General features: G+C 64.9%; 19 protein-coding genes. 12 read left to right on the top strand and 7 right to left on the bottom strand.

Annotation, left to right across the window (positions count from 1 at the left end):
- Positions 1-54: 54 nt before the first annotated feature.
- A complete protein-coding gene (locus tag R2N16_RS01875; protein ID WP_316663856.1) occupies positions 55-888 on the top strand; it encodes a hypothetical protein in 834 nt (277 codons plus the stop codon).
- 133 nt (positions 889-1,021) lie between these two features.
- On the opposite strand, the gene R2N16_RS01870 is transcribed toward R2N16_RS01875, so the two are convergent.
- Genes R2N16_RS01870 through R2N16_RS01860 form a run of 3 tightly spaced genes read right to left on the bottom strand, consistent with a single transcriptional unit; the run spans position 1,022 to position 2,731 of the window.
- Complete coding sequence (locus R2N16_RS01870) at positions 1,022-1,831, bottom strand: c-type cytochrome (RefSeq protein WP_316663855.1); 810 nt, start codon at positions 1,829-1,831, stop codon at positions 1,022-1,024.
- 50 nt (positions 1,832-1,881) lie between these two features.
- Positions 1,882-2,295 (bottom strand): DUF6691 family protein, encoded by a 414-nt coding sequence (locus R2N16_RS01865; protein ID WP_316663854.1) that lies wholly within the window; start codon positions 2,293-2,295, stop codon positions 1,882-1,884.
- 1 nt (position 2,296) lies between these two features.
- Positions 2,297-2,731 (bottom strand): YeeE/YedE family protein, encoded by a 435-nt coding sequence (locus R2N16_RS01860; RefSeq protein WP_316663852.1) that lies wholly within the window; start codon positions 2,729-2,731, stop codon positions 2,297-2,299.
- A gap of 341 nt (positions 2,732-3,072) precedes the next feature.
- Here R2N16_RS01860 and R2N16_RS01855 point away from each other — a divergent pair, with 341 nt between their 5' ends.
- Together R2N16_RS01855 and R2N16_RS01850 are read left to right on the top strand one after the other, a co-directional pair.
- A complete protein-coding gene (locus tag R2N16_RS01855) occupies positions 3,073-4,044 on the top strand; it encodes an alpha/beta hydrolase (RefSeq protein WP_316663851.1) in 972 nt (323 codons plus the stop codon).
- A 56-nt stretch (positions 4,045-4,100) separates the two neighbouring features.
- Positions 4,101-4,895 (top strand): hypothetical protein, encoded by a 795-nt coding sequence (locus R2N16_RS01850; protein ID WP_316663850.1) that lies wholly within the window; start codon positions 4,101-4,103, stop codon positions 4,893-4,895.
- 19 nt (positions 4,896-4,914) lie between these two features.
- Here R2N16_RS01850 and R2N16_RS01845 read toward each other — a convergent pair whose 3' ends face one another.
- Complete coding sequence (locus R2N16_RS01845) at positions 4,915-5,424, bottom strand: gluconokinase (protein WP_316664211.1); 510 nt, start codon at positions 5,422-5,424, stop codon at positions 4,915-4,917.
- A 232-nt stretch (positions 5,425-5,656) separates the two neighbouring features.
- Between R2N16_RS01845 and R2N16_RS01840 the strand changes: the two genes are divergently transcribed.
- The 5 genes from R2N16_RS01840 (at position 5,657) to R2N16_RS01820 (ending at position 11,186) form a co-directional block, all read left to right on the top strand.
- On the top strand, positions 5,657-7,372 hold the full coding sequence (locus R2N16_RS01840; RefSeq protein WP_316663848.1) for an AMP-binding protein: 1,716 nt from the start codon (positions 5,657-5,659) through the stop codon (positions 7,370-7,372).
- Between the two features lie 697 nt (positions 7,373-8,069).
- Entirely contained in the window at positions 8,070-9,353 is a 1,284-nt protein-coding gene (locus R2N16_RS01835) for a hypothetical protein (RefSeq protein WP_316663846.1), read from the top strand.
- Between the two features lie 124 nt (positions 9,354-9,477).
- Entirely contained in the window at positions 9,478-9,912 is a 435-nt protein-coding gene (locus R2N16_RS01830; protein ID WP_316663845.1) for a hypothetical protein, read from the top strand.
- Between the two features lie 16 nt (positions 9,913-9,928).
- Complete coding sequence (locus tag R2N16_RS01825; protein ID WP_316663844.1) at positions 9,929-10,612, top strand: C39 family peptidase; 684 nt, start codon at positions 9,929-9,931, stop codon at positions 10,610-10,612.
- Positions 10,613-10,649: 37 nt separating this feature from the next.
- Positions 10,650-11,186, top strand: coding sequence for a hypothetical protein (locus tag R2N16_RS01820; RefSeq protein WP_316663843.1), 537 nt, complete (start codon positions 10,650-10,652; stop codon positions 11,184-11,186).
- 1 nt (position 11,187) lies between these two features.
- Here the strand turns inward: R2N16_RS01820 and R2N16_RS01815 are convergent, their stop codons facing one another.
- The 3 genes from R2N16_RS01815 to ilvA all read right to left on the bottom strand — a co-directional run bounded on the left by R2N16_RS01815 (position 11,188) and on the right by ilvA (position 15,091).
- The gene (locus tag R2N16_RS01815) at positions 11,188-12,510 is read right to left on the bottom strand and encodes a transporter (RefSeq protein ID WP_316663842.1); all 1,323 of its coding nucleotides are present in this window, start codon (positions 12,508-12,510) and stop codon (positions 11,188-11,190) included.
- A 224-nt stretch (positions 12,511-12,734) separates the two neighbouring features.
- Positions 12,735-13,571, bottom strand: a complete 837-nt coding sequence (queF, locus tag R2N16_RS01810) for an NADPH-dependent 7-cyano-7-deazaguanine reductase QueF (RefSeq protein ID WP_316663841.1) — start codon at positions 13,569-13,571, stop codon at positions 12,735-12,737.
- Positions 13,571-15,091, bottom strand: a complete 1,521-nt coding sequence (gene ilvA, locus R2N16_RS01805; RefSeq protein ID WP_316663839.1) for a threonine ammonia-lyase, biosynthetic — start codon at positions 15,089-15,091, stop codon at positions 13,571-13,573. The genes queF and ilvA overlap by 1 nt, the downstream gene beginning before the upstream one ends.
- Before the next feature lie 151 nt (positions 15,092-15,242).
- On the opposite strand from ilvA, the gene R2N16_RS01800 reads away from it, so the two are divergent.
- The 4 genes from R2N16_RS01800 (at position 15,243) to R2N16_RS01785 (ending at position 22,314) form a co-directional block, all read left to right on the top strand.
- Positions 15,243-16,160: an ion channel gene (locus R2N16_RS01800; protein ID WP_316663838.1), complete on the top strand. Its 918-nt coding sequence runs from the start codon at positions 15,243-15,245 to the stop codon at positions 16,158-16,160.
- A gap of 31 nt (positions 16,161-16,191) precedes the next feature.
- Positions 16,192-17,439, top strand: coding sequence for a nucleoside recognition domain-containing protein (locus tag R2N16_RS01795; protein ID WP_316663837.1), 1,248 nt, complete (start codon positions 16,192-16,194; stop codon positions 17,437-17,439).
- A 57-nt stretch (positions 17,440-17,496) separates the two neighbouring features.
- Positions 17,497-18,078, top strand: coding sequence for a YqaA family protein (locus R2N16_RS01790; protein WP_316663835.1), 582 nt, complete (start codon positions 17,497-17,499; stop codon positions 18,076-18,078).
- A 198-nt stretch (positions 18,079-18,276) separates the two neighbouring features.
- Entirely contained in the window at positions 18,277-22,314 is a 4,038-nt protein-coding gene (locus tag R2N16_RS01785; protein WP_316663834.1) for a DUF3683 domain-containing protein, read from the top strand.
- Position 22,315: the final 1 nt, after the last annotated feature.

The raw sequence follows: 22,315 nt of genomic DNA, 5'->3' as shown, positions 1-22,315 counted from the left end.
TGAGTCGCAGGACGCATAAGCCGAACATCGACTCAATTTGAGCCACACAACAATATGAAAACCAATCCTCTCATTCGCACTGCCAAGGCCGTAGGCATGGCACTGATCACTGCTTCCCTGGCCGCGTGCGCAGGCGGCGGCATCGTGACCCCGGGCGGCCAGAACGCCGGCGTGAGCGGTGCTGCGGCTGGCGGCTCCAGCGTGGGCGCAGACCCGACGCTTGAGCGCTGCGCCTCGCCGCTGGGCACCATTGCCATGGACGACGGCCGCAACGCTGACTGGTACGGCCAGTTCGGCAGCGCCACCAAGGTGACGACCATCGACCCGCTGCTGCGCATGGCCGTGCAGCAATCGAACTGCTTCGTGATCACGTCGATCGGCAACCAGAAGACCGACGCACGCCTGTCGCGCATCACCGATCTGCAGCGCAATTCCGGCGAATACCGTGCAGGCTCCAAGCAGCAGAAGGGCCAGCGCGTGGCGGCTGACTACTACATGGAGCCGCAGATCATCATCAACGACTCGCCGATCGGCGGTGTGGCGGGTGCCGTTGGCGGCCTGCTGGGCAACAGCGCCATCGCCGCGCTGGCCGGCAGCGTGAAGTCGAAGGCTTCGGTTGTGACGCTAACGCTGTTTGACGTGCGTTCGGCCGTGCAGATCGCAGCCGCCGAGGGCAGCTCGACGGCCACGAACTACGGCGCTGTGCTGGCCGGCTTCGGCGGTGGCGTGGGTGGCGGTCTGGCAGGCTTCTCCAGCACGCCGGAAGGCAAGGCCACGGTGGTCGCCTTTATCGACGCGTGGAACAAGATGGTCGTCGCGCTGCGCAGCTACAAGGCGCAAGACGTCAAGGGCGGCCTGGGCCGCGGCGGTCAGCTCAAGGTCAACTGATCGGGGTTGAGCGGGGCCAGCACTGAAAGGGCGTTCAGCGCCCCAAGGTGCGAAAGCAAAAAGCCTGTGGCGGTGGCGTCGCAGGCTTTTTGCTTTTGAGGTGGGCGAATCTGCGCGGGTTGGCGCAGGGCGTTTAGCGCGCGTCTTTCGGCTTGTCGCCCTTGGGCCAGTCTTTGGCGCGCGCGGCATAGTCCGGGCGCGGCTGTTGGGTAAAGAAGGCCGCCACGTCCACCGCCTCCTGTGCGGTGAGCGTGCCGCCCTGGCCCAGGGGCATGTTGTGCTTTACGAAGGCGGCGGCGGTGTACATGCGCGCCATGCCCGCCCCCACGTTGAACGAATCGTGGCCCCACAGCGGAGGCATCAGGTAGCCGCCTTGCGGGTTGGGCAGCCCCTGGCCTTCGGCGCCGTGGCAGGCGGCACAGCGCTGTGCGTAGATAACTTTGCCGTTCTCGCGGTGGGGGGCAAGGGCGGTATCGATCTTCTCGAAACCGCGTCCCGTCACGTTGGTGCCCACGGGCACGCCGCTGGAGAGCCATTTCATGTAGGCGAGGATGGCGTTCATGTCTTCGCCGTCGAAGGCGATGGGCTTGCCGTTCATCGAGCGCTGGAAGCAATCATTCACGCGCTGTTGCAGCGAGATGACGGCACCGCTGCGCGAGCGGTACTCCGGAAACGCAGCGGTCAGCCCCACCCATGGCGATGCGTAGGGCGTCGTGCCGCCATTCAGGTGGCAGCTTGTGCAGTTCAGGCCGTTGCCGACGTTGTGCGGCAGCTGGCGCTTGGTGTCGGTGAGGATCAGCTTGCCGCGCTTGATCGCGTCGCCCACGGGCCCGGCGGGGATGGCGGCTTCGTCCGGCACCGGCAGCGTGGCCGGTGCGGTTTGTGCGAATGCGGATGTGCCAATGACCAGCGCCAATGCGGCACCGAGCTTGCGGAGCGTCATGTTGTCCCCTGTGGGTGGGTTATCGGTTTGAATGCGGCAGTGCCGCCTGGCTACTGCTTGCGTTGCAGCCAACTGAAGACGGCCATGCCCGCCAGCATGGCGGCGACAAAGCCGACAGCCTTTGGCACGCCCGCGCCCAGCGCCACCAGTGCCGGCCCCGGGCAGAAGCCTGCCAGCCCCCAGCCGATGCCGAACACGGCGCTGCCGAGCACGAGCCGCGCGGTTACGCCCGTGGTTGACGGGAATTGGATCAGCGTGCCGAGCCACGAGCGCCCGCGCCGGCGCGCCACGAAGAAGGCGATCACGCCGACGGCAATCGCTCCGGCCATCACGAACGCCAATGAAGGGTCCCATTGGCCGAACAGATCCAGAAAGCCGAGCACCTTGGCCGGATTGGCCATGCCCGACACGATGAGCCCCGCGCCAAACAGCAGGCCCGCAACGAGTGCGATCACGATGGCCATGTCAGCCTCCCACCACGTGGCGCACCACGAACACGGTGACGATGCCAGCGGCCATGAAGGTGAGCGTGGCCACCAGCGAGCGCACCGAGCCGCGCGACAACCCGCACACACCATGGCCGCTTGTGCAGCCGCCCGCGTAGCGCGTTCCGATGCCGACCAGGAACCCCGCCGCCAGCACTTCGCCCCAGCTGGCGGCAATGTCCGGCACCACGGGGTGGCCAAGCAGTGCGGCAATCACCGGTGCCCCCATCAGGCCGATCAGGAACGCGATGCGCCAGTCCATATCGCCGCGCGGGCGCAGCAGCAGGCCGCCGACGATGCCGCTGATGCCGGCAATGCGGCCGGTGCCCAGCACCAGCACGGCCGCCGCCAGTCCGATGATCAGGCCGCCAACGAGGGCAATGCCTGGAGTGAAATGTGCGAAGTCGATCGACATGGCGAAGGGGCGGAGCTGAGAATAATTAAGGTCCGAATAATATATAAATTTATAGATTGTTTGTCATGTGCCGAGGCAAAGAAGTGTCAAGCCACGGTGCGTGGCGCCATGGAGGCCGTGGCCTCAAAGTTGGATGACCTAGCCAGCGCCCAAGACGTAGACAGGCGAGATGGAGCGGCAGCGCCTGCTCGTCCTGGCGGCGACGCCTGACGTGGCTTGATGCTGCGGCATGAGAAATGGTGTTGCCCGATGGGGACACGCGCGTTCAAACAGGGGTGTGAACCGATTGTCCGGGCGGCGCGTCCTCGCTAGGCTGGGACTTTGCTGTGGAGGGTTGCGCGATGAGCTGGCAGAACTGGGTCGTCTCAAGGATGGTGCGCAACCAGGTCAAGAAGCCGACCGAGCGGGAGCCCTTCGACCCCATCGCCACGCGCCTGCATGCCGAGAAGCGCAAGATGCCTTCGCCGGTAGCGCTGCCACCGGATTGGCGCATCGTGCCGGCCAATGGTGTCAACGGCGACGGCCTCACCGGCGAATGGATCGAACCCGCCGATCCCGACCTCCATGACGATGCGCCCGTCGTCCTTTATCTGCATGGCGGCGGCTATTTTTTCTGCAGCCCCCGCACACATCGCCCGATCACCATTGGCCTCGCCACACATGCGAGGGCGCGCGTGTGCGTGCCCGACTACCGGCTGGCACCTGAGCATCCGTTCCCGGCACCCGTGGAAGATGCGCTCTTTACGTATCGCACGCTGGTGGCACAGGGCGTGGCGCCATCGCGCATTGTGGTGGCGGGCGATTCTGCGGGCGGGGGGCTGGCGTTGGCGCTGCTGGTGGCCTTGCGTGATGCGTCTGACCCGCTGCCGGCCGGCGCGGTACTGTATTCGCCTTGGACGGACCTGGCGGCCACCGGCCAGAGCCTCATCGACAACGATGAATCCGACGTGATGTTTCGCGGCGCGTGGATGGCGCACGGTGCAGCGCTGTACCTGGGCGATTCGGGCGCACCGACGGACCATCCGCTCGCCTCCCCGCTGTATGCCGATTTCACGGGCCTGCCGACGCTGCACTGCTATGTCAGCACCAGCGAAGTGCTGCTTGACGATACCCTCCGAATGGCCGAGCGCGCGCGGGCCGCCGGGGTATCCGTTTCGGTAGAAATGGGGCGACGGCTTCCGCACGTCTGGCCGATCTTCTATCCTTTCCTTCCAGAGGCGCGCGTAGCGCTCAAACGATCGGGCGAGCAGATCAGACGACTGGTTGCCGCCCAGCATGAGAACCGAGAACCGGTGGAACTGACACCGGCATGACGTGACCGGCGGCGCCCTGCGTAGCCTGGTCAGGATGCGCAAACGGGGAGCCCAGCATGCGTCGGGTGGTGGTATTGGGTGTGGTGCTGGCCGTGGCGGTCGGCGCCTGGCATTGGAGTCGGCTGCATCGGCTGAGGCTGGCAGATGTGCGTTTTGCGCCGATCGAAAACGTAGCCGCCGCGACCGGCACGGCGGGCGCCACGGGGCTCAATGCCAACAAATCGCACTGGCTCAAGGCGTGCGACCAAGCCCTCGGCCCGATGCGCGTGGAGGTGCGTGCCACCGAAACGCCGCTGTCCTTCTCCAACGACCGCTCGGTCGATCAACTCACTGCCGAGGCGCCGCCCTACGACCGCTCCGCGCGCGTGCTGGGCAAGACGTATGCGACGCTGCTGGCGCGCTTCGACGTCAACAGCCGCTACATGGCCATCGCCACACAGCCGCCCACGACGTGTCTGCGGCCGTCCATCTCAGTGGAGCTGGTGCTGAACAATTTTCGGGTCACGGTGGCGCGCGAATTTGCGCCAGGCACTTGCGCGTACAACGCCATCCGCGAGCATGAGTTGCGGCATGTGGCCGTCAACCGAGCGGTGCTGCCGCACGCCGCCGAGGTGATCCGCAAGGAGATCGAGAGCGAATACGGTGGCCGGCTCTACTTTGGAGATCCGGACCGCATTGCCGCCGATTTGCAGGCGGCGCTCACGCGCCATTGGCTGCCGCGTGCGCAATCGCTGATCGAACTGGGGTTGCAGGCGCACGAGCAGATCGATACGCCGCGTGAACAGGAACGCATGAGCCGCGTGTGCAACGGGGAGGTGCAAGCCGTGTTGCAGCAACTCACACACAGCTAGCGCTTGAACAGAGGCGAGTTCAGGCCGCCGGGCGGTGCGCGGCGCGTGCCTGCAGTTGCGTGACAGCCTCATCCACGATGGCGTCGGGCGGCAGCGCGATGTCGACGATGACGGCGTCGGTCGGCTCTTCCAGCGCGTCGAACTGGCTGCGCAGCAGGTTCGGGTTGAAGAAGTGGTCTTTCCGTGCGGCGAGGCGGCCTTGCAGCAGATCGAAATCGCCCTTCAGGTAGACGAATTCGGCGTTGCCTGCCGGACCGCGCAGCACATCGCGGTAGCGCTGCTTGAGGGCGGAGCAGGCAACCACCAGCGATTGCCCGTTGCTCGTCTTCTCGTCCATGTAGGCGCGAATGGATTCGAGCCAGGGTTTGCGGTCGTCGTCGTTCAGAGGGATGCCGGCGTGCATCTTGGCGCGGTTGGCGTCGGAGTGGAACTCGTCGCCATCACGGAAGGCGCAGCCCAGCCGCTCGGCAATCTTCTGGCCCACCGTGGATTTGCCGCAACCCGAAACACCCATCACTACTACGATCATCGTCATTCCCTACGTGCAAGAAAGCGGAAAACGTCAGGCCGGCATGTTAGCGCGTTGACGAGCGCGGCCGCCGATTTTTGCTGCTGCAGCGCAGCAATTGTTCCGCGTCATTGTTCGTCCGGGAACGGATTGCCAAATACGTCAAGCTGCGTCAAATTGCGGTGGAAGCAGTGGTTACAAATCATTCAGAACAAGGCCCCAAAAAGGCCAACGTTGATTGGAGGAGACATCCATGGCTGGTGAGGTTTTCGACGCGCGACCGCGCAACGGTGCGTCGTATGTGGTGGGCGATACGGCGGTGCCGCTGGCACACGTGACGGTCTCGGCGTTGCTGGCGGACACGGTGCGCCGCTGTCCCGACGACGAGGCGGTCGTGTTCCGCGAGCAGAACGTGCGCTGGACGTGGCGTGCCTTTGCTGAGCAGGTCGATGCGCTGGCCGCCGGCCTGCACGCGTTGGGGCTGGTACGGGGCGACCGCATCGGCATCTGGTCGCCCAACCGCGTCGAATGGATACTCACGCAGTTCGCGACTGCTCGCCTGGGGCTCATCCTCGTCAACATCAATCCGGCGTATCGGCTATCGGAACTGGAATACGCGCTCAACAAGGTCGGCTGCAAGGCCATCGTCGCGGCCGAGGCCTTCAAGACCTCGCGCTACCTGGAGATGCTGCAGACGCTCGCGCCAGAACTGGCGACCGCGCAGCCCGGTGCGCTGAACGCCGCCAAGCTGCCGGCGCTGCGCTGGGTCATCCGGATGGGCGAGGCCAATACGCCTGGCATGCTCAACTTTGCAGACGTCGTTGCGCGTGGAAAAAGCGTACCCGTTGATGCGCTGGATGCCATCACGGCCACGCTGTCGCCCGACGACGCGATCAACATTCAGTTCACCAGCGGCACGACCGGCGCGCCCAAAGGCGCCACGCTCACGCACGTGAACGTGGTCAACAATGCGCGCTTCGTTGCCATGGCGATGAACCTGCGGGGCGGCGACCGGCTGTGCATTCCCGTGCCGCTGTACCACTGCTTCGGCATGGTCATGTCGGTGCTCACTTGCACGGCCACCGGCGCGTGCATGGTGTTCCCGGGCGAGGCGTTTGATCCGCTGGCCACCCTGCGCGCGGTGGCAGAAGAGCGTTGCACGCAACTGCACGGCGTGCCGACGATGTTCATCGCACAGCTCGACCATCCGGATTTCAAGCGCTTTGACGTATCGACCTTGCGCGGCGGCATCATGGCCGGATCGCCGTGCCCCATCGAGGTGATGAAGCGCGTCGTGTCGGAACTGAACCTGCGCGAAGTCACCATCGCGTACGGCATGACCGAGACGAGCCCGGTGTCATTCCAGAGCGCCGTGACAGACCCGCTGGACAAGCGCGTGACCACGGTCGGCCGCATCCAGCCGCATCTGCAGGTCAAGCTGGTGGACGGCGCAGGCGATGTGGTGCCGGTGGGCGAGAAGGGCGAGCTGTGCACCAAGGGCTATTCGGTCATGCTCGGCTACTGGGACGACGAAGCCAAGACCGCCGAGTCCATTCAAGACGGCTGGATGCGCACGGGCGATCTGGCAACGTTCGATGCCGAGGGCTACTGCAACATCGTCGGCCGCGTGAAGGACATGCTTATCCGCGGCGGCGAGAATGTCTACCCGCGCGAGATCGAAGAATTCCTCTTCCGGCATCCGAAGGTGCAGGCCGTCAACGTGTTTGGCGTGCCAGACCCGAAGTACGGCGAGGAGGTCTGCGCGTGGATCGTCCTCAAGCCCGGCCAGCAGGCGACGGAAGACGAGATCCGCACGTTCTGCCAGGGCCAGATCGCGCACTACAAGATCCCGCGCTACATCCGCTTCGTCACCGAGATGCCGATGACGGTGACGGGCAAGGTGCAGAAGTTCGTCATGCGCGACCGCATGATCGAAGAGCTCAAGCTTACGGTGACTGCCACGGCTTGAGCCTGCGGTTTCGCGGTTGAAATGCGAATGGGTTGCGCGCGGTTTGTCATTGCCATGACGATGCTTGCCGCGTGCGGTTCCGTTCGCCTTCCTGTGCGACGCCCAAGGTAGAAACCGAGACACGTTTCCCGCATGTGTCTTGCCGATAGGGAGCACTCGCAGTCAAGCGATCACGCAAGGCCGCGTGCTCGCGATGCGCACATCATCGAAGCGCTGAACCCGATACGACGTGCGCCACGGGATGCTCACCCGCTGGCGGGCAACCGCTCAAGCAATGTGAGCGCCGATGCGTCGATGTATCACGCCTGAAACACCCAGCCAATCGCTCGTCTCAAACACCCAGGCTGCCCGCATGCGTGCGCGTGGCTGGCGTCTTCGCGCGACGGTCATGCATCTGCTAGCTGCCATCCGTGCTCTGGCGGTGTATCAGCGCTGCAACCGACAAGGCTCAAACGGGCCCAAAAAAATGCACCTTTCGACACGATGACGCGGCATGGTGCGCGCCCATGTAGGCGCGTGCCGGTGAAACTCTCGCGTTTTCAATCGCTTAGAACGGCCGCGTAAAGCGTGCCCGGAAGTTGGCACCGATTATGCAAACGAGCCGCCCCGGGGTGGGTCATGTTTTTCCCACAGGCAGAGCGCGCCGGCCCTACTGGCTGCGTTTCCAGCCGTCCCTCTCACCTTTATGGAGTGCGTTATGAAGAAGACCTTACTGGCCACCGCGATCGCCATGGGATTGGGGGTCTCTGGCGTTGCATTGGCCGACATCGGGAATACGGCGTCCGGGGCGGGTGATAAGACCCAAACCAACACCTCGACCATCACCAGAACGAACACCACCACAGACACGAGCACCGCAACAACGACAACCACAACGGCAACCGATAACTCGAATCAGCACAACAACCAAAGCCAGGGCAGCAACCGCGACAACAGCGGATGGGCCAACGCAGACGGCTATGGCACCGCTGCCGCCAACAATGGCGGCACGGCAACGGCCACATTCACCAACTCCTTCAACACCAGCAAGGCGATTGCCGTCTCCAAGCTGGATGGCACCGTCACCAACATCAGCGTGTCGGGCATCGGCAATGTGGCCACCAACAATGGCGGCACGGCCAATGGCGGCAGCGGCGGGCGTGGCGGATACGGCTACGGCGGCGCGGGCGCTGGCGGCAACGGTGGCGCTGGCGGTGCTGGCGGCAGCGGTGGCGCGGGTGGCAGCTCGGGTAGCGTCACGCACGGCAGCGCCACCAACGGCGGCGCGGTGGCCGGTAATGGCGGCAATGGCGGTGCCGCCGGCGGCAGCGCGGGCGGCGGCGGTAATGGCGGCAGCTCCGGTACGCTCTCGGCCAGCCTGGGCGCGGGCCTTGGCGGCGCAGCGGGCAGCACAAGTGCAGCCGGCGGCGGTGGCGGCGGTGCAGGTGGCGCGTCCAGCGCCAACGGTGGCGATGCGAATGGCCATGGCGGCGCCGGCGCGGCCACGGGCGGCGGCAGTGCCTCGGCAGGCGGTGCAGGCGGGGCTGGAGGCGCCACCACCAGCGGCTCGTCAACGGCATCGGCGGGTGCTGGCACGGGCACGAGCGCTGCCACCGGCACCAGCACGGGCGGCGCGGGAGCTGCAGGCGGTGCGGCGACCAACGTGGCCGGCAACGGCGGTGCAGGCGGCAGCGCGACCAACGGCAGCGCGACCAACGGCGCAGCGTCGTCCACGGCGGGCAATGGTGCGGTCGGTGCAGTCGGTGCGGCCGGCGGCGCGGGCGGTGTTGGCAATGGCGGTGTCGGCAATGGTGCGGTGGGTGGTACGGGCGGTGCAGGCGGCACGGTCATGGTGGACGCCGGCACGTTCAACATGTCCAACGCCATGACGAGCGTCGGCCAATCCGCAGCAGGCGTGATGGTGGCGAACCAGAACAGCGGCTTCGCTTCCCTCATCCAGCAAAGCATCAACGTGCAGGCCAACCTGAATGTCGGCAAGTAGCCCGGTATCAGGGATGAGCGGGGAAGTGCCGCCGCGCGTGCGGTGACGTTGCGCGCATGGCGGTGGAGAAGGCCGGACTGCATGCGTGGTCCGGCCCGCAGTTGGAGCGTGTAGGAGACATTCGATGCGATCCGACAGTAGAACCACAGCAGGATGGGCGGCATGGTTGTTGGCATGCAGCCTGGCAGTGTGGCCAGCGGCAGCAGCGATGGCGGCGGACGACGCGCTCATCGCAGACGGTGCGCAGACAACCCACACGGAAGCGGTGCGTCCCCCGGTCGCCGCGGCCGTGTCGGTGCCTGGGCTCGGTCATGCGGTGAGTGCAGATCGGCTCGATGGCTATCGCGGCGGCACGCAGGATCTCTACCAGACCGTCAATGACGCACGCCTGTCGGGAACCGTGAGCGACAACGCCGCTGTGAACGTGGCGACGGGGTCGAACATCGTGCGCGACGGCTCGTTTGCCAATGCCAGCGGGATCCCCACGGTCATCCAGAACAGCGGTGCGAACGTGCTGATCCAGAACGCCACCATCGTCAACGTGCAGTTCCGGCCCTGATTTTGTGAGGGGCGGAATGATGCGCAAGACGTCGGGTGCGGTGCTGATGGCGCTGGTGTGCGGGCCTGCGTTGGCGGGCACGGTCGACATGCTCGGCACGGGCGGCGGCACGTATGCCGTGCCGGTGACGAGCATGAAGGCCGCGCGCTACCTGCGTACCGTGCATCAGCGTTTCGACTTCAGTTGCGGGTCGGCCGCGGTAGCGACGCTGCTCACGTATCAGTACGGCTATCCGGTGAGCGAGCAGTCGGTGTTCCAGGCCATGTACGAGCATGGCAACCAGGAGAAGATCCGGCGAGAAGGGTTTTCGCTGCTCGACATCAAACGCTATCTGGAGTCGCAAGGTTTTGAGGCCGATGGTTTCGAGCAGCCGCTGGATGCATTGCAGGACGCCCACTTGCCGGCCATCGTGCTGTTGAGCGAGAACGGCTATCACCACTTTGTGGTGGTCAAGGGCGTGCAGCAAGGGCGTGTGCTGGTGGGCGACCCCGCCATGGGTACGCGCGCGATTGCGCGTGCGAGTTTCGAGAGCATGTGGGACAACCATTTGCTGTTCGTCGTGCACAACCGCGAGGCGGGGGCGACGTTCAACGCAGCATCGGATTGGCGCGTGGCACCGCGTGCGCCGCTGGAGGAAGGGATGGAGCGCAGCGGCCTGGGAAACATCGTCGTTCCCAAGCATGGTCCGTCCGACTTCTAAGCGTCGTTTGTGCGTGGCAGTCCGGCAGGAGAACATCATGAAGCGGTTTGGCAAGGCGGCGCGGGTCGTTGGATGGTTCGCGCTGGCTGCGGCCGGGCATGCCTGTGCGGCCGGCATGGACAGCATCGACAACAATCCCGTCCATGCCTGGCAGGCCGTATCCGAAGACAAGCTCGACGACATGCGTGGCGGGTTTGATGTGCCCTCACTCTCAGGGTTGCACATCTCGTTCGGCATCGACCGTGCGGTCTACATCAACGGCGATCTGGTGGCGAGCGCATCGGTCAACATCCCCGATGTGGCACGCATGACAGCCACGCAGGCGCAGCAACTGGCCTCGGTGGTCAACACGGTCAACCTCGTGCAGAACGGGCCGAACAATGTTGCGCCGCCTGATGTGGCGGCGGGTGCGGCAGCGGCGGCTACGGTCATCCAGAACAGCCTGAACAACCAGACGCTGCAAGCGGTGACGACCATCAACGCAGCGGTCAACAGCCTGCCGCAGTTCCGTCAGATGAATCTCGCCAACGTGTTGCAAGGCGCGTTGGCCAACGTCGTCACCATGCTGCACTGAGCTAGAACTGGATCGGCAGGCGCAGCGTGACGGTCAGGTCCGGCGTGTCGCGCGTCAGGCCCGCACCCACCGACAGGTTCAGCGTCATCTTGGGCGAGAGCCGGTACGAATAGCCGACCAGCAAGGTGCCCAGGATCGTGCGCACCGAGCCCGGCACACGTTGGCCGTTCTGCGTGGTCGGCGCGATGATGCTCTGGTCGTAGCCGATGGAGAACGATGCCTTCTCGTTCAGCGCCAGCCCCATGCCGAAATTCAGGCCGATGATGTCGCCCGCCTTCACGTTGCCCAGGAACTGCTTCGAGCCATCCACCAGGTTCAGGCTCACGTCCTTGCGCTCGAAGTTGTGCAAGTAGCTGATGCTGCCGAAGAACACTGCCGGGTCCGTTGGGAACAACCACGTCAAGCCCGGCTGAACGGCAAAGAAGCCCGATCCCGTCGGCTGTTGCAGGGGCAGGCCGGTGCCCGTGGTATTGCTCACGCAGCGCGTCACGCAATCGGTGGTGACGTCAAACGGATCCTTGCCGGTGCGTGTCTTGAAGCGCAGCCAGCCGATGTAGAACGGCTTGTCGACGCCGCCCGCGTTGATCTGGTAGCGCGCGGTCAGTTCCACATCGCCGATGCCGCGCCCGTGCGAGCTGAAGGCGTTGTCCGTCGCCGTGCCGGTGAACAACTCGCGGCTGACGGTGTCGCTCGCGCTGTAGACATAGGGCACGCGGGCCTCCAGTTCCCAGCGCCTGGCCAGTCCGTAGCGCAGTGCCACCGTGCCGGTGAGCGTGGTGGTCTTCACTTGCCGCACGTCGATCAGGCCGATCAGCAGCGCGGGGATGATGGTGTAGCCCACCAGCGCCACGCGGTCCGACGACGAGTACGCCATCTGCAATGACGGCTCGACGACAACCTTGCCCGGCGGTGTGAGCGCGCTGGGCTCGTCGAAGATCTGCGCGATGCGTGGTGGCCGGTCAGGAGGCTCCGGCGGTTTGCCCACAGGCGTGGCGCCGGGCTCGTCGCCCTGCGCAATCTGCGATGCGTCGCCCGCCGCGCCGGGAGCGCCGGCGCCGCGCACGGTGTCGAGTCGGCCCTCGCTCATGCCGAGCGCGCGCCGCATGCGCCGCAGATGGGTTTCCTGTTGCTGGATCGAGCGCTTGAGTTCCTGCAGGCGCGCCTGCGTATCGGCAAGCTCGCGCTGCAGCGCTTCCAGGCTGGGTGGTTTGTCGTCCACCGGCTCGTTGGTCTGCGCAACGACCGTCCCACTGCAGAGCAGCAGGCATGCGCACGTAACCGCATGGGTGGTCTCACCTTGCGGCCACCATGGCGTCTTCGTCATGGCAATGTCCCCCGTCGAGAGTGCCTTGTCCGCGAACAGCGGACGGACCCTTCACGATTCCCCCGGGTGGCTTACTGCGGATATCACTATAGGCGAGCGCGCGTGAAACGATAGGGCGTTGGCGTCCCCAAAACGGACGAGGCCGGAATGCCCGTTTGGCGGATCGCTCAGGCAAGAAAAAAGGCGCCCCGAGGCGCCCTGCGTGGATTGCGTAGTGTCAGCGCTTACTGACGCGCATTCCTCAAGTGGTCCGGCCACGGCGTGTTGTAGTTCGTGCGGAACGGGTTGATGTCCAGCCCGCCGCGCCGCGTGTAGCGCGCATACACCGCCAGCTTGACCGGCCGGCACTGGCGCAGGATGTCGGTAAAGATCCGCTCCACGCACTGCTCGTGAAACTCGTTGTGTTCGCGGAACGAGATCAAATACTTGAGCAGCGCTTCCTGGTTGATCGGCGCGCCCACGTAGCGGATCTGCACGCTGCCCCAGTCCGGCTGACCCGTTACAAGGCAGTTGGACTTCAGCAGGTGCGAAACCAGGGTCTCTTCCACCGGGCTTTCTTCCTCATCGGCATACAGCAGCTCGGGCGCGGGCTGGTAGATGTCGGTTTCGATGTCCAGGCGATCGAGCAGCACGCCATCGAGTTCGCCCATCTTCTGCCGCCCAAATTCCTCCTGCGGCACGATGCGCACCTGCACCGGCGCACCGCATGCTTCCGACAGATCGTGGTGGATCAACTGCTGCAGCGCTTCGTGCGACGCCACCTTCGTCTGGTTGAACGAATTCAGATACAGCTTGAACGACTTCGATTCAACGATGTTGGGCGAATCCGCCGGCACGATGACGGTACCCAGCGCCACCTGCGGCTTGCCGCGCAGGTTCAGCCACGACAGCTCGTACAGGTTCCACAGGTCGACGCCGAAGAAGGGCAGGGGCGTGCCGGCGCTCAGGCCGATCTCGTCGCGCTTGCCCTGGCGCGGAATCGGAAACAGCAGGCTCGGGTCGTACTCCGTCTTGTAGGCGGAAGTCTTGCCCAGCGGCGAATGTTCGGGTTGGTTGCTCATCACAAAAACAGGCTGTAGACGGGGTTCTCGCTTTCGTCCCAATAGGTATAGCCCAGCGTCGCGAGGAACGCCTTGAACTCGCGCTTCTCGTTCTTCGGTACCTGGATGCCGACGAGGATGTTGCTCGAGTCCGCGCCCTGATTACGGTAGTGGAACAGGCTGATGTTCCAGTTCGGGCTCATGCTCGAGAGGAACTTCATCAGCGCGCCCGGCCGTTCGGGAAACTCGAAGCGGTACAGATGTTCGTTCTCGGCCAGCGGAGAACGCCCACCCACCATATAGCGGATGTGCTGTTTGGCGAGTTCATCGTTCGACAGGTCCAGCGTCGGGAAGCCGTGCTTGCGGAAGTTCTCGGCGATCTTGTCACCCTCTGCGCGCGACGCAATTTGCACACCCACAAAGATGTGCGCAGCGTCCTTGCTGGCAATGCGGTAGTTGAACTCCGTCACGTTGCGCGACCAGCCGACCAGCTCGCAGAAGCGCTTGAAGCTGCCGCGCTCTTCCGGAATCGTCACGGCAAACACGGCCTCGCGCGCCTCGCCCACCTCGGCGCGTTCGGCCACGAAGCGCAGGCGGTCGAAGTTCATGTTGGCGCCGCTGGCCACGGCCACCAGCGAGTGGTTCTTCAGCTTGTTTTGTTCGGCATACTGTTTGAGGCCGGCCACCGCCAGCGCGCCCGACGGCTCCAGCAGGCTGCGCGTGTCCTGGAACACATCCTTGAGCGCCGCGCAGATGGCATCCGTATCCACGGTGATGATCTCGTCGACCAGCTCGCGCGTGATGCGGAAGGTTTCCTTGCCCACCAGCTTGACCGCCGTGCCGTCGGCAAACAGGCCCACGTCCTTCAGTTCGACGCGCTTGCCGGCGGCCACCGAACGCGCCATTGCGTCGGAATCCACGCTCTGCACGCCGATCACCTTGACGTCTGGGCGCACGGCCTTGACGTATGCCGCCACGCCGGAGATCAGCCCGCCGCCGCCGATCGAGCAGAAGATGGCGTGAAGGGGTTGCGGATGCTGGCGCAGGATCTCCATGGCGATGGTGCCCTGGCCGGCAATCACTTCCGGGTCATCAAACGGGTGCACGAAGGTGTAGCCGTGCTTCTCCTGCAGCTTGGCGGCGTGGTTGTAGGCGTCGGAATAGCTTTCACCGTGCAGCACGACGTCGACCCATTCGCCGCCGCGCGAGCGCACGCCGTCGATCTTCAACTGCGGCGTCGTCACCGGCATGCAGACCACGGCCTTGCATTCCATTCGGGCAGCGCTGAACGCCACGCCCTGCGCGTGGTTGCCCGCCGACGCCGTAATCACCCCGCGCTTGCGCTCGGCCGGCGTGAGCGAGGCCATCTTGTTGTAGGCGCCGCGCAGCTTGAACGAGAACACCGGCTGGTCATCCTCGCGCTTGAGAAAGACGCGGTTGCCGGTGCGCGCCGACAGGTTGGGCGCGAACTTCAGCTCGGTTTCCAGCGCGACGTCATAGACCTTCGCAGTCAGGATTTTCTTGAGGTAATCGATGGCCATGGGGCGGACCGGGTTGGACGTGAACAGAGCCCGTAAGCCTATCACGCGGCGCCTTGCCCGCCTTGCCCGCCTTGCCGGACGGGCGTGCCGGTCGGTACACTGCCCCGGCCGTACCCGGGCGGGCGCGGCGCATCATCGGCGAGAGGCCTCCATGAACACCCCGTCGTCTTCCTCCGCGCGTGCCGGGCGTGCACGCCGGGGCCGCAAAGTCTGGTCCGGCACGCAGCACGTCATTGCCTACGGCATGCCCCCGCTGGGCTGGCGCGACCTCTATCACCACGCGCTGGAGGTCAACTGGCCGACCTTCTTCGCGCTGCTGGCCACGATGTTCCTGGCGCTCAATGCGGTGTTCGCGGGGCTGTATTCGCTGGGCGAGGCGTCCATCGCGAACCAATCGCCGCCGGGGTTCGTGGGGGCATTCTTCTTCAGTGTCGAGACGCTGGCCACCGTCGGCTACGGCGACATGCACCCGCAAACGCTCTACGCCCACGTCATCGCCACGCTGGAGATCTTCATCGGCATGTCGGGGATTGCCATGGCGACGGGGCTGGTGTTTGCGCGGTTCTCGCGCCCGCGCGCCAAGATCATGTTTGCGCGCAACGTTGTCGTGCGGCCGCTCAACGGCAAATCCACGCTGATGCTGCGTGCCGCCAATGCGCGCCAGAACGTCATCGCCGAGGCCACCGCCCGGCTGCGCCTGATGCAGGACGAGGTCTCGCCCGAGGGCTACTCGATCTACAAGATTCACGACCTGAAGCTTGAGCGCAGCGAGCACCCGATCTTCCTGCTGGGCTGGGTGATGATGCACGTCATCGACGAATCCAGCCCGCTGCATGGCGCCACCGCAGAATCGCTCGCCGCGGGTGACGCCTTGCTGCTGCTCACCATCGAGGGCGCCGACGAGACCGCTGCGCAGACCGTGCAGGCGCGCTATTCCTGGCGGCACGATGAGATCCGCTGGAATCATCGCTATGTCGACCTCATTCGCGACGAAGGCGGCGTCACCTCGGTCGACTATGACAACTTCCACCGGATCGACCCGATCGAGACGCCGCCGCAGGCACAATGACCGGCTTATCCGACTCCAACGCGCAACCCCCGTGGCCCTGAACCTCGTCTGGCTCGCCTTCTTCCTCGTTGCCTTCGTCACCGCATGCGTGCAGGTGGTGCAGGGCGACATGGAGGTCTTCTCTCGCATGCTGACCGGCATGTTCGATGCCGCGCGCACCGGCTTTGAAATCGCGATCGGCCTGACCGGCATGATGGCGCTGTGGCTGGGCATCATGCGCGTGGGCGAGCGCGCCGGCGTGGTCGATCTGTTCGCGCGGCTCGTGAACCCGCTGATGCGGCATCTGTTTCCCTCCGTGCCTGCCGGCCACCCGGCCAATGGCGCGATGATGATGAACGTGTCCGCCAACGTGCTCGGCCTGGATAACGCGGCTACGCCGCTGGGCCTGCAGGCCATGCGCGAGTTGCAGCAGATCAACCCGCAGCCGCAGCGCGCCAGCGATGCGCAGTTGATGTTCGTGGTGCTCAACACGGCGGGCGTGACACTGGTGCCCACGTCCGTCATCGCCATCCGTCAGGCGATGGCGGTCAAGCAGGGCCTGGTCGGTTTCAACGCGGCAGACATCTTCCTGCCGACCTTGCTGTCCACGTTCATCGGCTTCTGCGCGGGCATTGCGGCGGTGGCGTGGTATCAGCGCATCAACCTGTTCAAGCCTGCGCTGCTGGCGTATTTCGGCGGCTTTGTCGCGGCCATGGGGCTGCTGTTTGCGTGGCTGCGCCAGTTTCCGCCGCAGCAGATGGCCGCGTGGATCGGTCTGATCGGAGCGGGCGCCATCCTCACCATCGTCGTGGCGTTCCTGGTGTGCGGGGCCATTCGCCGCATCAACGTGTACGAGACCTTCGTCGACGGCGCCAAGGACGGCTTTCAGGTGGCCATCGGCATCGTCCCGTACCTGGTCGCGGTGCTGGTGGGCATCGCCGTGTTTCGCGCGGCGGGGTGCATGGATGTTTTGATGCAAGGCCTTTCCGCGCTGTTCGCGCACCTGGGCATCGACACGCGCTTTGTGCCGGCGCTGCCCGTGGGGCTGATGAAGACGTTGTCGGGCGCAGGCGCCCGCGGCCTGATGGTCGACGTCATGACCACCTACGGCGTCGATTCCTTCCAGGGCAAGCTGGCCGCCATCATCCAGGGCTCGACCGAAACCACGTTCTACGTGCTGGCCGTGTATTTCGGCAGCGTCGGCATCAAGGACACGCGTTACGCCCTGGCCTGCGGGCTCTGGGCCGACCTGATCGGGCTGATCGGCGCCGTGCTCGTCGCCTACCTGTTCTTCGCCTGAGCGGCTAGGGCGGCCCCCAGGCGACGCCGCGGCCGCCCGCCCTCTACAATCGATCGCATGGAACAGTGGATCGACACGCTTTTTGCCACGCTCGCCCTGCCCAAGGTCGGGCTGCCTGCCATCTTCGTCGTCAGTTTCATCTCGGCGACGCTTTTGCCGCTGGGCTCAGAGCCCGCCGTGTTCGCTTACATCAAGCTCAATCCGGAGATGTTCTGGCCGGCCATCATCGTGGCCACGCTCGGCAACACGCTGGGCGGCGTGGTCGATTGGTGGATGGGCTATGCGGCCAAGCTGGCGCTGGTGCGCTACCACCTCGCCCGCCGTCGCCGTCAGCACACGGCCGAGCACGCCCAGCACGTGCCGCACCCCAAGCACCACCGCGAGCCCCCGCTCGACAAGAAGTACTTCCGCTGGATGCGCCGCATCGGGCCGGTGTCGCTGCTGGTGTCGTGGCTGCCGGGCATTGGCGACCCGCTCTGCACGCTGGCCGGCTGGCTGCGCCTGAAGTTCTGGCCCAGCGTCATGTATATGGCCATCGGCAAATTCTTGCGCTATCTGGCCATGACCACCGCCCTCATGACCCTGCCCGACGGCTTCTGGCACGGCATCCTGGGCTGGGTCAAGGGCGTGATGATGTGACGTTTGCGTGGTGTTCACTCCACTTTGGCAGCCCTGTTCTTTTCGCAAGCCATTGAAAACGCGACAGTTTTACCGCCCATGTCACCGGCAGGGATACCGTTGCTGCAATGCATCAACGGCGCGCGTTGCAGTACAATCGCCCTTTAAAGACCGCGCGGCGTATGCCCTCTTTGCCGCGCCCCTCCCCAGCGGCACGCCATGAATGCCCCACTTCTGATCGACGCCAAACTCACGGCGCAGGACGCTGCGCCCCGGCTGCGCGAGATTCCCTACAACTACACCTCGTTCTCGGATCGGGAAATCGTCATCCGTTTGCTGGGCGAGTCTGCGTGGCAGATCCTGGACGTGCTGCGCGCCGAGCGCCGCACCGGCCGTTCGGCACGCATGCTGTATGAAGTGCTGGGCGATATCTGGGTGGTACGCCGCAATCCGTATCTGCAGGACGACCTGCTCGACAACCCGAAGCGCCGGCAGATGTTGATCGACGCCCTCAATCACCGCCTGGCGGAGATAGAGAAGCGCCGCGTGGCCGACCACGATTCGCACCATGACCCCGTGGGCGACGAGCGTGCCAGCAAGGTCGAGCAATTGGTCGTGCATGCCCGCCGCGCCGTCAAGGCGTTCCAGGAAGAATTCGCCCAGGTGTACGACCTGCGCCGCCGCGCTCAGAAAGTGCTCGGCCGCGTCACGGCGAAGGACAACATCAAGTTCGACGGCCTGTCGCGCGTGTCTCACGTGACCGACGCCACCGATTGGCGCGTCGAATATCCGTTCGTTGTGCTGACACCCGATACGGAAGAAGAGATCGCCGGCATCGTCAAGGGCTGCTTCGAGCTGGGTCTGACCATCATCCCGCGCGGAGGCGGCACCGGCTACACCGGCGGCGCCGTGCCGCTCACGCCGTTCTCGGCGGTCATCAATACTGAAAAGCTGGAGCGCCTGGATGCGGTCGAGATGACCGACCTGCCCGGCGTTGACCACCCCGTGGCAACCATCTATTCGGGCGCCGGCGTGGTCACGCGTCGCGTGGCCGATGCGGCGGACAAGGCCGGCCTCGTCTTCGCCGTGGACCCGACCTCGATCGACGCGTCGTGCATCGGCGGCAACGTCGCGATGAACGCGGGCGGCAAGAAAGCAGTGCTGTGGGGCACCGCGCTGGACAACCTCGCCTGGTGGCGCATGGTTGACCCGGACGGCAACTGGCTGGAAGTCCAGCGCCTCAATCACAACCTCGGCAAGATTCACGACGCGCCGGTCGTCACGTTCGAGCTGAAGTGGTTCGACGGCAACGCGCCGGTCGGAGCCAAGCTGCTGCGCACCGAGACGCTCACCATCGAAGGCCGCAAGTTCCGCAAGGAAGGCCTCGGCAAGGACGTCACCGACAAGTTCCTGGCCGGCCTGCCCGGCGTGCAGAAGGAAGGTTGCGACGGCATCATTACCAGCGCGCGCTGGATTCTGCACCGCATGCCCAAGTCGATCCGCACCGTGTGCCTGGAGTTCTTCGGCCAGGCGCGTGACGCGATTCCGAGCATCGTCGAGATCAAGGACTACCTCGACGCCGAGACCAAGAAGCCCGGCGGCGCGATCCTCGCGGGTCTGGAACATCTGGACGAGCGCTACCTGCGCGCGGTGGGCTACGCCACCAAGAGCAAGCGCAACGCGTTTCCGAAGATGGTGCTGATCGGTGACATCGTCGGCGACGATGATGACGCCGTGGCGCGCGCGACCTCGGAAGTGATTCGTCTTGCCAACGGCAAGAGCGGCGAAGGTTTCGTGGCCGTGAGCCCCGAGGCACGCAAGAAGTTCTGGCTCGACCGCTCGCGCACGGCAGCGATTGCCAAGCACACCAACGCCTTCAAGATCAACGAAGACGTGGTGATCCCGCTCAATCGCATGGGCGAATACACCGACGGCATCGAGCGCATCAACATCGAGCTGTCGATCAAGAGCAAGCTCAAGCTGACCGACGCGCTGCTCGACTTCTTTGCCGGCAGCAACCTGCCGCTGGGCCGCACCGACGACGCCAACGAGATCCCCAGCGCCGAACTGCTGGAAGACCGCGTGCAACAGGCGCAGCAACTGCTGCGTGCCACGCGTGCACGTTGGCAATACCTGCTGGACCATCTCGACACGCCGGTCACCGCTGCGCGCGCCAGCCTCATCGGCCTCGGCCTGGGCTACCTCGCGCAGACCATCGATGATCGCCTGGTGAATCAGCCCGACGCCAACCTGTTCCACCTGCTGCAAGATCGCACGATCCGCGTGTCGTGGAAGTCGGAGATCCGCGCCGAGCTGCGCAAGATCTTCAACGGCGGCGAGTTCAAGCCGATCCTCGACGAGGCACAGGCGATCCACAAGAAGGTGCTGCGCGGCCGTGTGTTTGTGGCGCTGCACATGCATGCCGGCGACGGCAACGTGCACACCAACATCCCCGTCAACTCGGATGACTACGACATGCTGCAGGACGCCCACAAGGCGGTGGCCCGCATCATGAAGCTGGCACGTTCGCTGGACGGCGTGATCTCGGGTGAGCACGGCATCGGCATCACCAAGCTGGAATTCCTGACCGACGACGAGATCGCCGACTTTGCCGCCTACAAGCGCCGCGTCGATCCGAACGGCCGCTTCAACAAGGGCAAGCTGCTGCGCGACATCAACGACCCGCAAGGCTTGGCCGCTGACCTGCGCAACGCCTATACGCCGTCGTTCGGCTTGATGGGGCACGAGTCGATCATCATGCAGCAGAGCGACATCGGGGCCATCTCGGAGTCGATCAAGGACTGCTTGCGCTGCGGCAAGTGCAAGCCGGTGTGCGCCACGCACGTGCCGCGCGCCAACCTGCTGTACAGCCCGCGCAACAAGATTCTTGCCACCTCGTTGCTCATTGAGGCCTTCCTGTACGAGGAGCAGACGCGCCGCGGCGTGTCGGTCAAGCACTGGGAAGAGTTTGCCGACGTGGGGGACCACTGCACGGTCTGCCACAAGTGCGTGACGCCGTGCCCGGTCAAGATCGACTTCGGCGACGTGTCGATGAACATGCGCAACCTGCTGCGCAAGATGGGGCAGAAGAAATTCAACCCCGGCACCGCAGCGGCGATGTTCTACCTGAACGCGACCAACCCCGAGACCATCAACTTCACGCGCAAGGTGATGTTCGACTGGGGCTACAAGGCGCAGCGTCTGGGCAACGACATCCTGAAGAAATTCGCCAAGAAGCAGACCGCACGTCCGCCCGCTACGGTGGGCAAGCCGCCGGTGCGCGAGCAGGTGATTCACTTCATCAACAAGAAGATGCCGGGCAACCTGCCCAAGAAGACTGCGCGCGCGTTGTTGGACATCGAGGACAACGAGATCGTCCCGATCATCCGCAACCCGAAGGCGACCACGCCCGATAGCGAGGCGGTGTTCTACTTCCCAGGCTGCGGCTCGGAACGCCTGTTTTCGCAGGTGGGTCTGGCCACGCAGGCAATGCTGTGGCATGCCGGCGTGCAGACGGTGCTGCCGCCGGGCTACCTGTGCTGCGGTTATCCGCAGCGCGGCACTGGCCAGTTCGACAAGGCCGAGAAGATCGTCACCGACAACCGCGTGCTGTTCCACCGCGTGGCCAACACGCTCAACTACCTCGACATCAAGACCGTGGTGGTGAGCTGCGGCACCTGCTACGACCAGCTCGCCGGGTACGAATTCGACAAGATCTTTCCGGGCTGCCGGATCATCGACATTCACGAATACCTGCTGGAGAAGGGCGTGAAGATCGACGGTGTGCAGGGCACGCGGTACATGTACCACGACCCCTGCCACACGCCGATCAAGACCATGGACCCGACCAAGCTCGTCAACCAGCTCATGGGCGGCAACATCGGCGCCGATGGCCAGACCAGCGCGATCGAGAAGAACGACCGCTGCTGCGGTGAGTCGGGCACGCTGGCGATCTCGCGGCCGGACATCTCCACGCAGGTCCGCTTCCGCAAGGAAGAGGAGATGCAGAAGGGTGCCGACAAGCTGCGCAGCCTCGGCCAGACCAGCGGCCAGGGCGGCGAGGCGTTCAACGGTGACGTGAAGATCCTCACGAGCTGCCCGGCGTGTCTGCAGGGCCTGTCGCGCTACACCGAAGATGTCTCGGTGCAGGCCGACTACATCGTGGTCGAGATGGCGCGTCACGTGCTCGGCGAGACCTGGTTGCAGGACTATGTTGCACAGGCCAACGCCGGCGGTATCGAACGCGTGCTGGTGTGAC

The organism is Ralstonia psammae (assembly GCF_958405935.1).
GTDB classification, from domain to species: domain Bacteria; phylum Pseudomonadota; class Gammaproteobacteria; order Burkholderiales; family Burkholderiaceae; genus Ralstonia; species Ralstonia psammae.
This window is presented reverse-complemented; position numbering and strand designations above follow the sequence as displayed.

What these genes read in the sequence shown, in the direction of transcription:
- R2N16_RS01875 (WP_316663856.1), top strand. Translation starts at nt 55, where the DNA reads ATGAAAACCAATCCTCTCATTCGCACTGCCAAGGCCGTAGGCATGGCA.
- R2N16_RS01870 (WP_316663855.1), bottom strand. Translation starts at nt 1,831, where the DNA reads ATGACGCTCCGCAAGCTCGGTGCCGCATTGGCGCTGGTCATTGGCACA.
- R2N16_RS01865 (WP_316663854.1), bottom strand. Translation starts at nt 2,295, where the DNA reads ATGGCCATCGTGATCGCACTCGTTGCGGGCCTGCTGTTTGGCGCGGGG.
- R2N16_RS01860 (WP_316663852.1), bottom strand. Translation starts at nt 2,731, where the DNA reads ATGTCGATCGACTTCGCACATTTCACTCCAGGCATTGCCCTCGTTGGC.
- R2N16_RS01855 (WP_316663851.1), top strand. Translation starts at nt 3,073, where the DNA reads ATGAGCTGGCAGAACTGGGTCGTCTCAAGGATGGTGCGCAACCAGGTC.
- R2N16_RS01850 (WP_316663850.1), top strand. Translation starts at nt 4,101, where the DNA reads ATGCGTCGGGTGGTGGTATTGGGTGTGGTGCTGGCCGTGGCGGTCGGC.
- R2N16_RS01845 (WP_316664211.1), bottom strand. Translation starts at nt 5,424, where the DNA reads ATGATCGTAGTAGTGATGGGTGTTTCGGGTTGCGGCAAATCCACGGTG.
- R2N16_RS01840 (WP_316663848.1), top strand. Translation starts at nt 5,657, where the DNA reads ATGGCTGGTGAGGTTTTCGACGCGCGACCGCGCAACGGTGCGTCGTAT.
- R2N16_RS01835 (WP_316663846.1), top strand. Translation starts at nt 8,070, where the DNA reads ATGAAGAAGACCTTACTGGCCACCGCGATCGCCATGGGATTGGGGGTC.
- R2N16_RS01830 (WP_316663845.1), top strand. Translation starts at nt 9,478, where the DNA reads ATGCGATCCGACAGTAGAACCACAGCAGGATGGGCGGCATGGTTGTTG.
- R2N16_RS01825 (WP_316663844.1), top strand. Translation starts at nt 9,929, where the DNA reads ATGATGCGCAAGACGTCGGGTGCGGTGCTGATGGCGCTGGTGTGCGGG.
- R2N16_RS01820 (WP_316663843.1), top strand. Translation starts at nt 10,650, where the DNA reads ATGAAGCGGTTTGGCAAGGCGGCGCGGGTCGTTGGATGGTTCGCGCTG.
- R2N16_RS01815 (WP_316663842.1), bottom strand. Translation starts at nt 12,510, where the DNA reads ATGACGAAGACGCCATGGTGGCCGCAAGGTGAGACCACCCATGCGGTT.
- queF (WP_316663841.1), bottom strand. Translation starts at nt 13,571, where the DNA reads ATGAGCAACCAACCCGAACATTCGCCGCTGGGCAAGACTTCCGCCTAC.
- ilvA (WP_316663839.1), bottom strand. Translation starts at nt 15,091, where the DNA reads ATGGCCATCGATTACCTCAAGAAAATCCTGACTGCGAAGGTCTATGAC.
- R2N16_RS01800 (WP_316663838.1), top strand. Translation starts at nt 15,243, where the DNA reads ATGAACACCCCGTCGTCTTCCTCCGCGCGTGCCGGGCGTGCACGCCGG.
- R2N16_RS01790 (WP_316663835.1), top strand. Translation starts at nt 17,497, where the DNA reads ATGGAACAGTGGATCGACACGCTTTTTGCCACGCTCGCCCTGCCCAAG.
- R2N16_RS01785 (WP_316663834.1), top strand. Translation starts at nt 18,277, where the DNA reads ATGAATGCCCCACTTCTGATCGACGCCAAACTCACGGCGCAGGACGCT.